The sequence below is a fragment of the Alishewanella sp. SMS8 genome, from assembly GCF_030737935.1.
Classification (GTDB): Bacteria; Pseudomonadota; Gammaproteobacteria; order Enterobacterales; family Alteromonadaceae; genus Alishewanella; species Alishewanella maricola.
The window spans coordinates 109,886-123,371 of sequence record NZ_JAPJEA010000004.1 but is presented as its reverse complement, the minus strand read 5'-3'; the positions used below and the strand labels follow the sequence as shown (position 1 = coordinate 123,371).

Genomic DNA, 13,486 nt, shown 5'->3' with positions numbered 1-13,486 from the left:
ACGTCAACAAGCCCTAGTATTTTAGTGTAAATATTTTGCTTTTATTTACGAGAAGCGTTATCAATGAAGCCAAGGTTGAAGTTCTCGGCTAGGTCGCACTAATTTCCATTAGAGAGTTTATTTTCTATAACAGGATTGGTTTATGAAATTATCGTTATCAACAATATTTTATACGACAGCATTGGCAACATTGAGCTTCAGTGCTGCGTTATGCGCCCAACAACATACTATGCCCATGTTAAAAGGCAACGAAACAGTATGGTTACTCACGGCAAAACAACAATTAGTGCAGGTCAATGCTCAAGCGCCGCAAACGGTATTAAAGCAACAGTCGCTTAAAGGTATTAATACTGGTGAGCAGATCGTCGGTATTGATTATCGTGTCGCTTATGGCGTGTTGTTTGCGCTATCTGATCAAGGGCAACTTTATACCGTTAATACCACATCGGGACAGGCAACAGCTGTCGGTAATAAGTTGCCTGCAGGCACGTTAAAATCGGCACAATTTGGTTTTGATTTTAACCCTGCAGCTGATCGGATCCGAGTGGTAAATGCGTTAGGCCAAAATTTACGACTCCATCCTGAAACGGGGGCTTTAGCCGCGACAGATCCTGATCTTGCTTACGCTGCAGTGGATAGCCACGCAGGGAAGGAACCCAATATTGTTGCTGCAGCTTATACTTACGATCAGCAGGATGCGAAAGTTACCAGCAACTATGCCATTGATATTGGGGCCGGTAACTTGGTTACCCAGGGTACCTTAGCGGGTGTAACGCCCAGCATTTCACCTAATACCGGCCAATTATTTACCGTTGGACAATTAGGTATTCCTGACTTACAACAGGTTTCTTTTGATATTTCTGATATCAACAATATAGGCCTAGTCGCGCTTACTACTGATAGTCAACCGAGTACCATGCTTTATCAAATTGATTTAGCTTCAGGTCAAACGCACTTGATAGGGCAACTCATTGATGGCAGTGCCATTGTAGGAATGGCCATTGAACCATAAAACGAAGCTCTATCTTGTTACTGCATTCATTCTTTTACAAAGTGCGTTCGCTCAGGCTGCGAGCTTAAACGTTACTGTAAAAGATGCTCAGGGGCAAGTGGTAAACGATGCAGTGGTATTTCTAGAATCGACAGCAGCGGCGGCGTTGGTTAAACCTGGGCCGCTGGCGCAAATTAAACAGCGCGATAAAATATTCACGCCAGAGCTCACGGTGATTACTAAAGGTACGGCGGTGAGTTTCCCGAATGAAGATACTGTGCGTCACCATGTTTATTCATTTTCGCCAGTAAAACAATTTGAAATCAAACTTTATGTTGGCACCCCAGCCGAGCCAGTGGTGTTTGATCAGAGCGGTGTTGCTGTGCTGGGATGTAATATTCATGATCATATGATTGCGTGGATCGTGGCGTTAGATACGCCCTATTATGCTATCACCGATGAGAATGGCCGGGCCACCTTAAAGGATGTTCCTACAGCTGAGTATCAATTGCGCATTTGGCATAAAGATCTTATAGATGAAACGCATATTGTAAAACTACCCTTGATACTGACAGAGAACATGGCGGAGCAGCAGATAACCTTAATGCAATTAGCGCCGATGTTTTAACCATTTTAACCAGAGGGTGCGTTAGCTCCACAAGTCGGCAATAGGTGTGTTTGAGGTGTAGCGGGTGGCGAGCTGTGCTTGAAATAGCTCTGCGCAGGCTAAAGCATCGGTGACCGCATGATGCGGTAAATAGGGCGGTAAGCCATAGCGTTGCCGACTGGCCGATAAGCGGATTGAAGTGCGGGGCGTTTTACGAAATTGCTGCCATAAGCTCAACGGTTTAGCGCGATGCACTTTGGCTTCTAAGGCCATCGTATCAATCACAGGAAACTGCAATGGCTCACCTAAGCGAACCTGCAAAGCGGCGGTTAAAAAGCGCCGCTCAATATCGGCACAATGCACTAATAAAATTTTACCGGCAATGGCCGCTAAAAACTCGGGTAATATCTCAATCAGATCGGGCGCAGTTTGTAGCGCACTGTCGGTGATGCGATGAACGCGCACCGAGCTGTTGGTTAACTCAAAGCGCGGTTTAACCAGCCATTGCTGCGCCGCTGAATTTAAAATACGCTGCCCCTGTACCGGCACTAAGCCAATACTTACAATACCATGCTGGCGGGGATCTAAACCGGTGGTTTCCAGATCTAATGCCATGATGGGTGTTTCGCTCACCGGTGTCTCGGGGCTGACTACACCTTGTTGATAATATTGGCGTAGCAATACATGCCGGCTACTTTGGGCCAACTCTCTAAAACGTTGCTGCCAATTCAGGCGAGTGGGGCTGGGCTGAGTTGATCCAAGATAGAACATGGTTAGGCCTGAAAGTGAAATTTAAGAAACTTCTGCGCATTAGCCAGCACTTGAAAGGCCGCTTTTAAATGCTTACGTTCAAATTCAGACAGTTGTTCCGGTAGGACATTATTATCGGGGTTTTGCTGTTGTTGTAACATGGCTGCCTGATGCCGAATGCGCGTCATCGCAATCACTTCATAGGCATCCCGTAAATCGTCAGCCCGACCTTTTGGTAAGATATTCAATTTACTTAATCGTGCTAAACGTTGGTAACTACTCGGGTTATCAAAGCCAAGCGATAAAGCATACACTCGTAATAAATCGGCTAATGGCGCGGTACCGCGGCGTTTAATATTCAACGATTTGTTATGCTTACCATCTTCATCCATTACAAAATCTTGAAAAAAGCCCAGGGGTGGCGTGCGCAGTAGTGCATTGCGCGCCATCGAGGCCAAAAAGGTTTTATGCAAAGGTGCTTGTTGGGCAATGTGTTGATTCAGTTGCGTCGCCCATTGGTTTTCCCCCCAGACACCGTCTAAATCAAAGAAGATATTACTGTGTAGCAGTTTTTCGGGTGCCGGTTTTAAGATCCAGTCACTAAAATACTGGTGCCACACCTTTAAAGGCTGCCGCCAACGAGGATTAGTGGCCATAATATTGCCAGTACACAATGGATAACCACACTGATCCAACCCCTGACAAACAAAGTTGGCCAATGCTGCAAAATAAGCATCATGTTGCTCGGCAACATAGCGGTCATCTAGGATAAGTGCGTTATCTTGATCGGTGACGATCAGTTGTTCATCCCGGGCCATTGAGCCTAAAGCGACAAAGCAATAAGGTATCGGTGGTGGGCCAAGTTGTTGTTCGGCTAATTCTAGCAATCGCTGTTTAAAGCTACGGCCAATGGTGGCCATGGCACTGCCAATCATTTGCGAATTCGCATCTTCATTGACCATTCGTACAAAGCAGGCTTGAACCGCAGGGCGCAATTGCGCTAATTCTGCGACCGTTTGCTGCTGATAAATACTGCTGACGATATACAAGCTGTTGTTTGATTCGTGTCGAATAATATCGGCAATGGCGATCACACCCAGCGCTTTATGTTGTTGCAACACCGGTAAATGATGCAAATTATGCCGCAGCATAATTATCATCGCCTCAAACACAAACTGCTCGGCTTGAACAGTGACCAGTTCTCGCGTCATGATTTGCTGAACGTTAATATCACTTTGCAAACCCGCGGCAACTAAGCGATTACGAATATCGCGATCGGTAATTAAACCGCAAATATGCTCAGGCTTTGCAGGATCGGTTAATAATAAACACGACACGCTCGCCTCGCGCATTAAGGCCGCCGCTTCATACACTGTGGCATCCGCTGACAACATGACCGGTTCACGATTAATTAACTCGCAGACCTGGGCACTCATTAGCTGATGATCCGCCGCTTTGGCCAAGCGAGGTGTTGCGCGACGCATCGCATCACCGACTTCGACATAATCAGCGAAAAATTCGTTATTATCGAACAATTGCTCAAAGGCTACTGCAGGCACTAAATAAATTAATGTATCTTCCAGCGCACGGGCAGGGAAGCGCACTTTTTTACCACGCAACAAACCCTGTTCACCAAATAAACCGCCTTCAGCTATGCGATTATATAAATCGCCATTACGCCGAAAGGTTTCAACCACACCTGAGCGGATCACATACAAGGCATCTAACGGAGCATTGTAGGTGAGGATCTCGCTACCAGCGCGATAATAGGCCACATCAATCTGTTGTGCCAAAGTGGTTTGCTCCGGCAACGACAGTTCTTGAAAAGGCGAGTGTCGTTGCAAGAAACTTAATACCTCGAGTTGTTCAATTTCTAATTGATCGCTGCTCATTGGGTCGTTTAATCCGGTCTAGGTTCAGACATCAAACCTTTGATAATAGCGATAGACGCTGCCAAAAGCACCAAGGTAAACGGCAAGCCGGTTGAGACCGCCATGGCCTGCAAGGCCGTTAAGCCGCCACCCAGTAATAGCACTACAGCAACTAAGCCTTCAAAAGTACACCAGAACACACGTTGTACCGTTGGCGCATTTACTTTGCCGCCGGCGGCAATGGTATCGATAACCAATGAACCGGAATCTGAAGAGGTCACAAAAAACACCACAACCAAAATAATGGCGATAAACGAGCTAATTTGCGCTAGCGGTAACGCATCAAGCATGGCGAATAATTGCAGAGGTAAAGCCGCTTCTACCGCCGCCTGATAACCGTCTTGCACCACTTGGCTAATGGCGGTACTACCAAATACGGTCATCCAGAATACACAGGCTAATGACGGGATTAACAGTACTGAAATTAAAAATTCGCGTACGCTACGACCACGAGAAACCCGTGCGATAAACATACCAACAAACGGTGACCAGCTGATCCACCATGCCCAGTAAAAGGTCGTCCAGCCTTGTGAATAATTGGTATCTTCGCGACCAATCGGATTAGACAGTGCGGGTAAATGTTCTAGGTAGCTAATCAGGTTGGTGGTGAAACCGGAGAAGATCGCTAACGTTGGGCCAACGATAATCACGAAGAGCAGCAGTAACGCGGCTAATACCATATTAATTTCCGACAGTCGTTTAACACCGGCCTCTAAGCCAGCAACCACAGAGAATAAGGCGATTGCGGTAATACCAATAATCAACAGTACTTGGGTAGTAGTACCACCTGGAATATCAAATAAATAGGTTAAACCGGCACTGGCTTGTGATGCACCAAAACCCAACGAGGTGGCTAAACCAAATAGGGTAGCAAACACCGCGAGGATATCGATAATATGCCCAGGCCAGCCCCAAACGCGTTCACCTAAGATAGGGTAAAACACCGAGCGAATGGTCAGTGGTAAGCCTTTATTAAAGCTAAATAAGGCTAAACCTAAGGCTAAAATGGCATAAATCGCCCATGGATGTAGCGCCCAGTGAAAAATCGTTGCTGCCATCGCAAGTTCTGCTGCAGCGGCGCTGTCACCCGCGGCACCGCCTAACGGCGCCCAGTCGGTGCGTACACCGTCGGTAAATTGTGTGCCCTGCATTGCTGTACCAAAATGCGTTAGTGGCTCAGAAACACCATAAAACATTAAGCCAATACCCATACCGGCGGCAAACAGCATGGAAAACCAACCCATATAGCTAAAATCAGGTGTGGCTTCAGTACCGCCTAAACGAACTTTGCCCAAGGGGCTGACAATAAGCGCCAAACAAATCAGCACAAAAATATTGGCTGCCGATAGGAAAAACCAGTCGAGGTTTGAGGTTAAGGTATTACGCAAAGTGGTAAAGGCTGGGCCAGCTTCTTCCCGAAAAACTAGGGTTAAAATGACAAAAGCAATAATCGCCAAAGCGGAAATTAAAAAAACGCGGTTGTGAATATCCAGACCAAAGGGACCAATTTTCACGACAACATTGTCTTGACCAATTTGGTAATCGGTATCAATCGGATTGACGGCCCCATCGGGGATCATCGGATCTTTTTGTTGTGTCATACATTACATCCTTTGCTTAGAAATAATAACCAATATTGATGTTGAAACGGCGCTCGGTATCATCGCTGTTACCTGCAGCACTGCCGCCAACAAAGGGTTGGTTGCGGGCATGCACTAAATCGAAATAAGTGAAGAGACCGCCTGCAGCAACAGAGAAACCGGCGACATTCATCATGGTATCGGCGGTGCCGTCTGATTTGTCATATACCAAGCCGTAGTTGTTATAAAATTGCAGACCCGTTACTGGGCCCCATTGCACGGGCAGGCTATAGGCAAGGTTGGCAGTAATTGATTTAGCTTCGGCGGCAATACTGTCGTAGAAGGCATAAGCGCCAACGGCGATCCGTGTGGTGTCATCTAAGTTGTAGTTGTACTCGGTGTGTTGTAATTGTAAGTTCCAGCGACCATAGTGGCTGTTAAGGTGTAAACCAAAGGCATTGTAGTCACCCGCACGTTGCCGACCGTCATGTAAGCCACCAGCTAAAGCCGAGATCCCCAGTTCGGTTTTTACCCCGGCAAATTCGGTGTGATAAGCAAAGCGACCACTTAAGGTGTTGTATTCGCCAATCGCATAACTGGGATCGGCATAAATCCCTTCGTTGCCGACACGGCCGCCCACAATGTCATAAGAGTAACGATCTGCACGGTCTTCGACATAACCATCTACGCCGCCGAGCTCATCATTTTTGAAGAAACCCACATCTAACTGCCAGTTGTCGGCAATTTGTCGCTTAAACAGGATTCCTAAGTCAAAATCATCTTCTAAACCAAGGTAGTAATTGGTGCTAAAGAAGTAGTTATGCGAGTTATAAGGCCAGTTGCCGAACGGTACTTGAATAATACCGGCTTGCGTTTGCCAATTTTCAGATAATTGATAGCCAACATAGGCATATTTAATGGCCGTCATATAATCAAAGAAACGAATTTCGGCATCCAACGTGACATTGCCCACGCTGCCATGCAGGTTTAAGCGAAAAATATCAAAATCAAAATCACCGCCACGGTTCTTATTACCATCGTTATAAGAGGTATGACTAAAGTTGGTACGGATAGCACCCCCCACGCGAATACCGTCTGCTTCTTCTGCTTTTTCAGTGGCTGCTATTCCAACTTCTTCAACAACGGTGACGGTTTTAGCGTCAGCTGTTGCCGCTTCTTGTTGCGCTAAACGGGCTTCAAGACGGGCGATTTGTGCTTTTAATAATTCGAGTTGGGCTTTTACATCTTGTTGCTCATCAGCTGCAACGGTAGCGGGTGTTAAGGCGGCAGTAATAAAGAATGCCAACAGTGATTTTTTGATCATGAGAAGTGCCTGTTTTAGATGGGTCTGTTAAACAAGCAATACAGTTTAGCACAATTAGAAGGCACACCCAAACTGGCTTAAATTTAAGCTATTAATTTTAAATAATTATTTTGTAGTGAATGCTTTTATACGGCGGTTTCGCTGCAGTTTGCTGCAGCATGGTCTTGCCAAACAATAGCGTTATTTCACCTTAGCAATATTAAGCTATATTTAATCAGATGATTGTTATTTGGCAGCGGTGGCGTTTATCACTAGGTGAAGAGGTTGCGCGCGCTGTTACCTCACCATGGTGTTTAGATTATGCAAAACCTTATTGACCAACGCCGTTTATTTACATTGCTATTTGGCATCTTCGCGCTGTTAATGTTGCCTTTTTTAGCTATGCAAGTTACCGCAGAAGTTTATTGGAGCTTCACTGACTTTATAGTGGCAGCCGGGTTATTGTTTATGTTCGGTTTTACTATTTTGATGATTAGGCGCAAAGTAACTGGCAGAATAACGCGGCTTAGCTTACTGCTACTTTGTGTCGCGTTATTCTGTTTGGTGTGGGCACAGCTGGCAGTTGGGCTGTTTTAAAAAACGCATTACCCATAATAGGGGTTTTTTAATACGTTAAAATGACGAAAACCCTGGCAAGGGGTAAAGTGTTATGTACAACCGACAGGTGCGCGAACGAGATCCATTAACAACAATAATAAGGTAAAGGAATGAAGAAAACGGTTGTTTTATTCGCATTAGGGTTAGTGTGTTATCAAAGCTTAGCGGCAACACCACAGGCAGTGTGCAAAAGTTTGCAAGGTGCGGTTGCTGATATTCAGCAACAAGCGCCAATAGCCGTTGATTATATGACCACGCTGACTGGGGCCGTTGCCTTGTATAGCAGCAGCAATAATCGTTGTTTGTTAAATTATAACTATGTGATTAAAGCTGAGACCTTTTTACAAGAAATGATGGCTGAAAATCAGCTGACATTGGCAGAAAATGTGGAAGTTTTAAAATCGGATGAAGGTATCGCATCTATTCAAGAGGTGTTTAACGGCTTCGCTAAAGATGCCGCTAAAATGCATTTTCAACCTTTTAGTGGTATCGCTGGGATCACGATTCATTATTCCTATCGGTTTGATGATTATGGCATACCCGGCGTCGTTGCCGTGGTGATGGAGAATTGACATGGTTGAGGTAAGTATACTTGCCGTATTGGTAGCAGCAGTCAGTAGTTTTGTGCTCGGTGGCTTGTGGTATTCACCCTTACTGTTTGGTAAGGCTTGGCTGAAAGAAAGTGGCGCACCGACAACACCGGGTCACCCCGCTAAAGTATTTGGTATCAGTTTTATCTGCAGTTTGCTGGCAGCTTATGCCTTTGCAGTGTTAATGGGATCGTCTGCAGAGCTGGCCACAGCCTTGCATATGGGTTTATTAGTTGGGGTGTGTTTTGTCGCCACTAGTTTTGGTATTAATTATCAGTTTGTGCAGCGCAGTGGTCGCTTGTGGTTAATTGATGGTGGCTATCATATCTGTCAGTTTCTATTGTACAGTTTAGTGTTTGGCTTGTGGCCATAAGCGGTATCGATAGAGCGACTTACTGACCTAAGGTATACCCAAAAAGAACAGGCACCGAGAGGGTGCCTGTTTAGTTCTTTTAAAAGCGAATTATTTCAGATCAAACCGATCGGCATTCATCACTTTTACCCAGGCGTTAATAAAGTCTTTCACAAATTTTTCCTGGTTATCGTCTTGCGCATACACTTCGGCATAAGCACGTAAAATAGAGTTTGAACCGAAGACTAAATCGACTCGTGTCGCTGTCCATTTTACTGTGCCGGTGTCACGGTCAACAATGTTGTAACTATTGCGGCCCGTTGGTTTCCAGCTGTATTGCATATCGGTTAAGTTAACAAAGAAATCATTACTTAACACCCCCTCACGGTCAGTAAAGACACCATGTTTGCTGCCAGCATAGTTGGAGCCAAGTACCCGCATACCACCGATTAACGCGGTCATTTCTGGCGCTGTTAAGCCTAATAGCTGCGTTTTATCCAACATCATTTCTTCTGGCTGTACCGCATAATCTTTTTTCAGGTAGTTGCGGTAAGCATCATGTAAAGGTTCTAAAACCTCAAACGCTTCGATGTCCGTTTGTTGTTGTGTCGCATCGCCACGACCTCCAGCAAAGGGCACGCTAACATTCACGCCTGCCGCTTTGGCGGCTTGTTCAATAGCGGCGCTACCCCCTAACACAACAAGATCAGCGATACTGACGTTTTTAGCAAAATCCGCTTTAATCTTGTCATACACCGCCAAAACTTTTTGTAAACGAGCAGGCTCGTTACCTTCCCAATCTTTTTGAGGCGCCAGACGAATACGCGCGCCATTAGCACCGCCACGGTAATCAGAGCCACGGAATGTACGGGCGCTATCCCAAGCGGTTGCTACTAACTCACCAATAGTTAAACCACTGGCTAAGATTTTTGCTTTTAATGCTGTCACATCAGCATCGGTAAGTTGATAATCGGCAGCGGGGATCGGATCTTGCCAGATTAACTCTTCTGCTGGCACATCTGGGCCAAGGTAACGGCTACGAGGACCTAAATCACGGTGCGTTAATTTAAACCAGGCCCGAGCGAATACGTCATCAAAATAAGCCGGATCTTTATAAAAACGCTCAGAGATTTTGCGATATTCTGGGTCTATTTTCAGTGCCATATCGGCATCGGTCATCATCGGATTACAACGAATTGACGGATCTTCTACATCAACCGGCTTATCTTCTTCTTTAATGCTCACCGGCTCCCATTGACTGGCGCCAGCAGGGCTTTTGGTCAGTTGCCAATCATGCTCTAGCAGTAAATAGAAGTAACCGTTATCCCATTGGGTAGGGTTGGTAGTCCACGCGCCTTCAATACCACTGGTCATGGTATCGCGACCTATGCCACGGGTTTTGTGGTTAACCCAGCCAAAGCCTTGCTCTTCAATCGGCGCGCCTTCTGGCGCTGGGCCCAAATTACTTTCTTTGTTGTTACCGTGCGCTTTACCGACGGTGTGGCCACCTGCCGTTAGAGCAACGGTTTCTTCATCATTCATGGCCATGCGTTGAAAAGTCACGCGCATGTCGTGTGCGGTTTTAAGCGGATCGGATTTACCATCAACCCCTTCAGGATTGACATAAATGAGACCCATCATTACTGCAGCGAGTGGGTTTTCTAAATCTCGCTCACCAGAGTAACGAGTACCTGGGCTACCAGAGGGGGCTAACCATTGTTTTTCTGAGCCCCAGTAGGTGTCTTTTTCTGGATGCCAAATATCTTTGCGGCCACCAGCAAAACCAAACGTTTTAAAACCCATTGATTCATAAGCCATGTTACCGGCTAAGATCATTAAATCGGCCCAAGAGAGTTTATTGCCGTATTTCTTTTTAATGGGCCATAGTAAGCGGCGTGCTTTGTCTAAGTTACCGTTATCAGGCCAGCTGTTTAGTGGCGCAAAACGTTGGTTACCGGTACCGGCACCGCCACGACCATCGGCAATACGGTAACTACCGGCACTGTGCCAAGCCATTCGGATAAATAAACCACCATAATGACCCCAGTCAGCCGGCCACCAAGATTGGCTGTCGGTCATTAAGGCTTTCAGATCGGTTTTAACGGCGTCTAAATCTAAGCTTTTAAAGGCTTCGGCGTAATTAAAGTCAGCACCCAGTGGATTGGTTTTCTGATCATGCTGGTGCAAAATGTCTAAATTAAGAGAGTTTGGCCACCAGGTCATGGTGCTGTTGGCATTGGCTGTATTCGCGCCGTGCGCGATAGGACATTTGCCAGAAGAATTGTTCGTACTCATTGATCACTCCTTGTAGAGGTCGTTGCAAAAACGTTTACGGCTAAGCCGTTTGTAACTGCATTGACTATAGACCTCTAACAAATTTTTTTAAAGTAACTTATTCCGAACAGTCTAATAGCTTTTTTGAATTAGGAAATGAATTGATGGTTAAAATAAATGGCTAAAAGTGGCAGCTTAATGTGGTTGCCACTCAACACCATAATGCGTAAAAATCTCGGCATCGCGGTTATACCAGCGCCGAAACGGTTCAATATCAAAACCGTGTAATTGCGCCAGCCACGCATAACGTATAGCGGTTTTTAATAAATCAGGGTATTGCCAGATCCGGCCATAGGCAACCACAGCGAGCTCAGGTTGCTCGCCCAAAATATCAATGGCTTGCATCACTTTGTGTAAATAACGCAATTCTTCGGTAAACTCGGGAGTAATGCTGCTGTTATCGTGTTTGCTGCTCATTATGCCAGATCCCTTTTTCCTTCAATAAAGCTATATCGGCCAACCAGGGGTAAGGTTTAGCACGAACCGCTACGTGCGCAGTCCTTTTTTGCTAAGTGAATAAATTACTTAAATTTTATTATTTTGAAGCGGGTACAAGGCCATACCACAGTCAGCAGCGTTAAAGTTTAATCAGCGCTTGTATTCAGTGTCTGTTGTCACCATTAACAAGCTAGCCTACTTGCTGACTTACCCGAGGAATGTATGACTGTTGCCAGCAAAGGCGTTGCCACACGTGCAGTATTACCGTGGATCGGCCGCTTTTTATTACCCTATCGCGGCCGTGTGGTCGCGGCCATTGTGTTTCTGTTGATTGGCTCTTTAGCCTGGCTGGGTTTAGGGCAGGGCGTGCGACTGATGGTCGACGAAGGCTTTGTCACCGGCAATTTAGCGCGTTTAAATCAACTCACTGCCCTGGTGCTTGGCATCACTTTACTTGCCTCGGTTGCGGTATTTTTACGTTTCTATTTTATGAGCTGGCTGGGTGAGCGCGTTAGTGCCGATATTCGCAATGCGGTGTATCACAATATGCTAAGGCTCTCACCGGCATTTTACAGTGAAACGCGTACTGGCGAAGTCATTTCCCGTTTTACCGCCGATACCACTTTGTTACAAAGCGTGGTCGGTTCCAGCCTTTCGATGGCGCTGCGCTCTGCGGTGACGGCTATCGGCGGTTTAATTATGATGGCTTTTACCAGCTTTAAATTAACCGCCTTGGTATTTATCGCGGTGCCGTTAGTGCTGTTACCTATTTTAGTGTTAGGCAAAAAGGTACGGCAACTGGCGCGAGACAGCCAAGACAAATTAGCCGTTATTGGTGCTCATGTGGATCAAAGTCTGCACGAAATTCATACCGTACAAGCCTATGGTCACGAAGCACGCGATGAAACTGTGTTTAAAGCAAAAATCGAGCAGGTGCTCGCTGCCGCGCGCGGCCGTATTTTTTATCGTGCGTTGTTAATTGGTACGGTGATGCTGCTGAGTATTGGCGCTATCACCATTGTCGGTTATGTCGGCGCTTTAGACGTGGTGAGCGGGAAGGTTAGCCCTGGGCAATTAACTGCCTTCTTGTTTTATGCCGTAATGGTGGCCGGCGGCATGGCGACGATTAGCGAAGTCATTGGTGAGGTACAGCGTGCCGCAGGTGCGGCTGAACGTTTAATTGAATTAGCGGAAATGCCAGTGACGATTAGTGCGCCAGTGCAACCGCTAACGCTTACCGCTCCGGTGCGCGGTGAGCTGCAATTTAAGCAGGTTGCTTTTGCTTATCCGCAAGTCCCTGAACAAACCGTGTTGTCACAACTGGATCTGCACATTCAACCCGGTGAGCGTTTAGCCCTTGTTGGCCCCAGTGGCGCTGGTAAAAGTACTTTATTTCAATTGTTACAACGCTTTTATGATGTTACCGCAGGCAGCATAGCACTAGATGGCCAAGCCATTACACAGCTTGACCCTCAGCAGTTGCGCGCACAATTTGCACTGGTACCGCAAGATGCCGTAATATTTGCCGATTCTGTTGTCGAAAACGTGCGCTATGGTCGGCCAGAGGCCAGCTTGGCTGATGTTAAAGCGGCCTGCCAAGCCGCGCGTGCCGATGAATTTATTCAGCAGTTTAGTGCCGGTTACGAAACACAACTGGGTGAGCGCGGTGTGCGCTTATCGGGTGGTCAAAAACAACGTATTGCCATTGCCCGCGCCATTTTAGCGGATCGGCCGATTTTGCTATTAGACGAAGCCACCAGCGCTTTAGATGCCAGCAGCGAACACGCTGTTAAACAAGCGTTAGAGCAAGCGATGCAAGGTCGCACCACCTTGATCATTGCCCATCGACTGAGCACGGTACTGACTGCCGATCGCATTTTAGTGTTAGATCAAGGTCGCGTAATTGCCAGCGGTAAGCATGACGAGCTCTTACAAAGTTGTGCGCTGTATCAAGAATTGGCGCAACTGCAATTTTTAACGGAGTAAGTTTTC

At 46.4% G+C, this 13,486-nt stretch carries 12 protein-coding genes; 6 read left to right on the top strand and 6 right to left on the bottom strand.

From position 1 onward, the window contains the following. Positions 1-142: 142 nt before the first annotated feature. Positions 143-1,012 (top strand): DUF4394 domain-containing protein, encoded by an 870-nt coding sequence (locus ORJ01_RS13465; protein ID WP_306178475.1) that lies wholly within the window; start codon positions 143-145, stop codon positions 1,010-1,012. Further along, the gene (locus tag ORJ01_RS13460; protein WP_306178474.1) at positions 1,002-1,619 is read left to right on the top strand and encodes a methylamine utilization protein; all 618 of its coding nucleotides are present in this window, start codon (positions 1,002-1,004) and stop codon (positions 1,617-1,619) included. The genes ORJ01_RS13465 and ORJ01_RS13460 overlap by 11 nt, the downstream gene beginning before the upstream one ends. Before the next feature lie 21 nt (positions 1,620-1,640). Here ORJ01_RS13460 and ORJ01_RS13455 read toward each other — a convergent pair whose 3' ends face one another. Genes ORJ01_RS13455 through ORJ01_RS13440 form a run of 4 tightly spaced genes read right to left on the bottom strand, consistent with a single transcriptional unit; the run spans position 1,641 to position 7,183 of the window. Continuing rightward, complete coding sequence (locus ORJ01_RS13455) at positions 1,641-2,369, bottom strand: 3'-5' exonuclease (protein ID WP_306178473.1); 729 nt, start codon at positions 2,367-2,369, stop codon at positions 1,641-1,643. A gap of 2 nt (positions 2,370-2,371) precedes the next feature. Next, entirely contained in the window at positions 2,372-4,240 is a 1,869-nt protein-coding gene (locus tag ORJ01_RS13450) for a DUF294 nucleotidyltransferase-like domain-containing protein (protein ID WP_306178472.1), read from the bottom strand. Positions 4,241-4,248: 8 nt separating this feature from the next. After that, positions 4,249-5,880 carry a BCCT family transporter gene (locus tag ORJ01_RS13445; protein WP_236129555.1) on the bottom strand — a complete coding sequence of 544 codons (1,632 nt, stop codon included), beginning with the start codon at positions 5,878-5,880 and terminating at the stop codon, positions 4,249-4,251. A 16-nt stretch (positions 5,881-5,896) separates the two neighbouring features. Continuing rightward, on the bottom strand, positions 5,897-7,183 hold the full coding sequence (locus ORJ01_RS13440) for a carbohydrate porin (protein WP_306178471.1): 1,287 nt from the start codon (positions 7,181-7,183) through the stop codon (positions 5,897-5,899). A gap of 300 nt (positions 7,184-7,483) precedes the next feature. Between ORJ01_RS13440 and ORJ01_RS13435 the strand changes: the two genes are divergently transcribed. From ORJ01_RS13435 to ORJ01_RS13425, 3 genes are all read left to right on the top strand, one after another. Beyond that, positions 7,484-7,759 (top strand): hypothetical protein, encoded by a 276-nt coding sequence (locus tag ORJ01_RS13435; RefSeq protein WP_226752103.1) that lies wholly within the window; start codon positions 7,484-7,486, stop codon positions 7,757-7,759. A 131-nt stretch (positions 7,760-7,890) separates the two neighbouring features. Next, complete coding sequence (locus ORJ01_RS13430; protein WP_306178470.1) at positions 7,891-8,352, top strand: hypothetical protein; 462 nt, start codon at positions 7,891-7,893, stop codon at positions 8,350-8,352. A gap of 1 nt (position 8,353) precedes the next feature. Beyond that, positions 8,354-8,743 (top strand): DUF1761 domain-containing protein, encoded by a 390-nt coding sequence (locus ORJ01_RS13425; protein WP_306178469.1) that lies wholly within the window; start codon positions 8,354-8,356, stop codon positions 8,741-8,743. Positions 8,744-8,833: 90 nt separating this feature from the next. On the opposite strand, the gene katG is transcribed toward ORJ01_RS13425, so the two are convergent. Together katG and ORJ01_RS13415 are read right to left on the bottom strand one after the other, a co-directional pair. Beyond that, a complete protein-coding gene (gene katG / locus ORJ01_RS13420) occupies positions 8,834-11,017 on the bottom strand; it encodes a catalase/peroxidase HPI (protein WP_306178468.1) in 2,184 nt (727 codons plus the stop codon). Between the two features lie 174 nt (positions 11,018-11,191). After that, positions 11,192-11,473, bottom strand: a complete 282-nt coding sequence (locus ORJ01_RS13415) for a hypothetical protein (protein WP_226752099.1) — start codon at positions 11,471-11,473, stop codon at positions 11,192-11,194. Between the two features lie 243 nt (positions 11,474-11,716). Here ORJ01_RS13415 and ORJ01_RS13410 point away from each other — a divergent pair, with 243 nt between their 5' ends. Then, the gene (locus tag ORJ01_RS13410) at positions 11,717-13,480 is read left to right on the top strand and encodes an ABC transporter transmembrane domain-containing protein (RefSeq protein ID WP_306178466.1); all 1,764 of its coding nucleotides are present in this window, start codon (positions 11,717-11,719) and stop codon (positions 13,478-13,480) included. Positions 13,481-13,486: the final 6 nt, after the last annotated feature.

Bases quoted from the DNA above. Each gene is read 5' to 3' on its own strand.
- ORJ01_RS13465 (WP_306178475.1), top strand. From the start codon at position 143: ATGAAATTATCGTTATCAACAATATTTTATACGACAGCATTGGCAACA.
- ORJ01_RS13455 (WP_306178473.1), bottom strand. From the start codon at position 2,369: ATGTTCTATCTTGGATCAACTCAGCCCAGCCCCACTCGCCTGAATTGG.
- ORJ01_RS13450 (WP_306178472.1), bottom strand. From the start codon at position 4,240: ATGAGCAGCGATCAATTAGAAATTGAACAACTCGAGGTATTAAGTTTC.
- ORJ01_RS13445 (WP_236129555.1), bottom strand. From the start codon at position 5,880: ATGACACAACAAAAAGATCCGATGATCCCCGATGGGGCCGTCAATCCG.
- ORJ01_RS13440 (WP_306178471.1), bottom strand. From the start codon at position 7,183: ATGATCAAAAAATCACTGTTGGCATTCTTTATTACTGCCGCCTTAACA.
- ORJ01_RS13435 (WP_226752103.1), top strand. From the start codon at position 7,484: ATGCAAAACCTTATTGACCAACGCCGTTTATTTACATTGCTATTTGGC.
- ORJ01_RS13430 (WP_306178470.1), top strand. From the start codon at position 7,891: ATGAAGAAAACGGTTGTTTTATTCGCATTAGGGTTAGTGTGTTATCAA.
- ORJ01_RS13425 (WP_306178469.1), top strand. From the start codon at position 8,354: ATGGTTGAGGTAAGTATACTTGCCGTATTGGTAGCAGCAGTCAGTAGT.
- katG (WP_306178468.1), bottom strand. From the start codon at position 11,017: ATGAGTACGAACAATTCTTCTGGCAAATGTCCTATCGCGCACGGCGCG.
- ORJ01_RS13415 (WP_226752099.1), bottom strand. From the start codon at position 11,473: ATGAGCAGCAAACACGATAACAGCAGCATTACTCCCGAGTTTACCGAA.
- ORJ01_RS13410 (WP_306178466.1), top strand. From the start codon at position 11,717: ATGACTGTTGCCAGCAAAGGCGTTGCCACACGTGCAGTATTACCGTGG.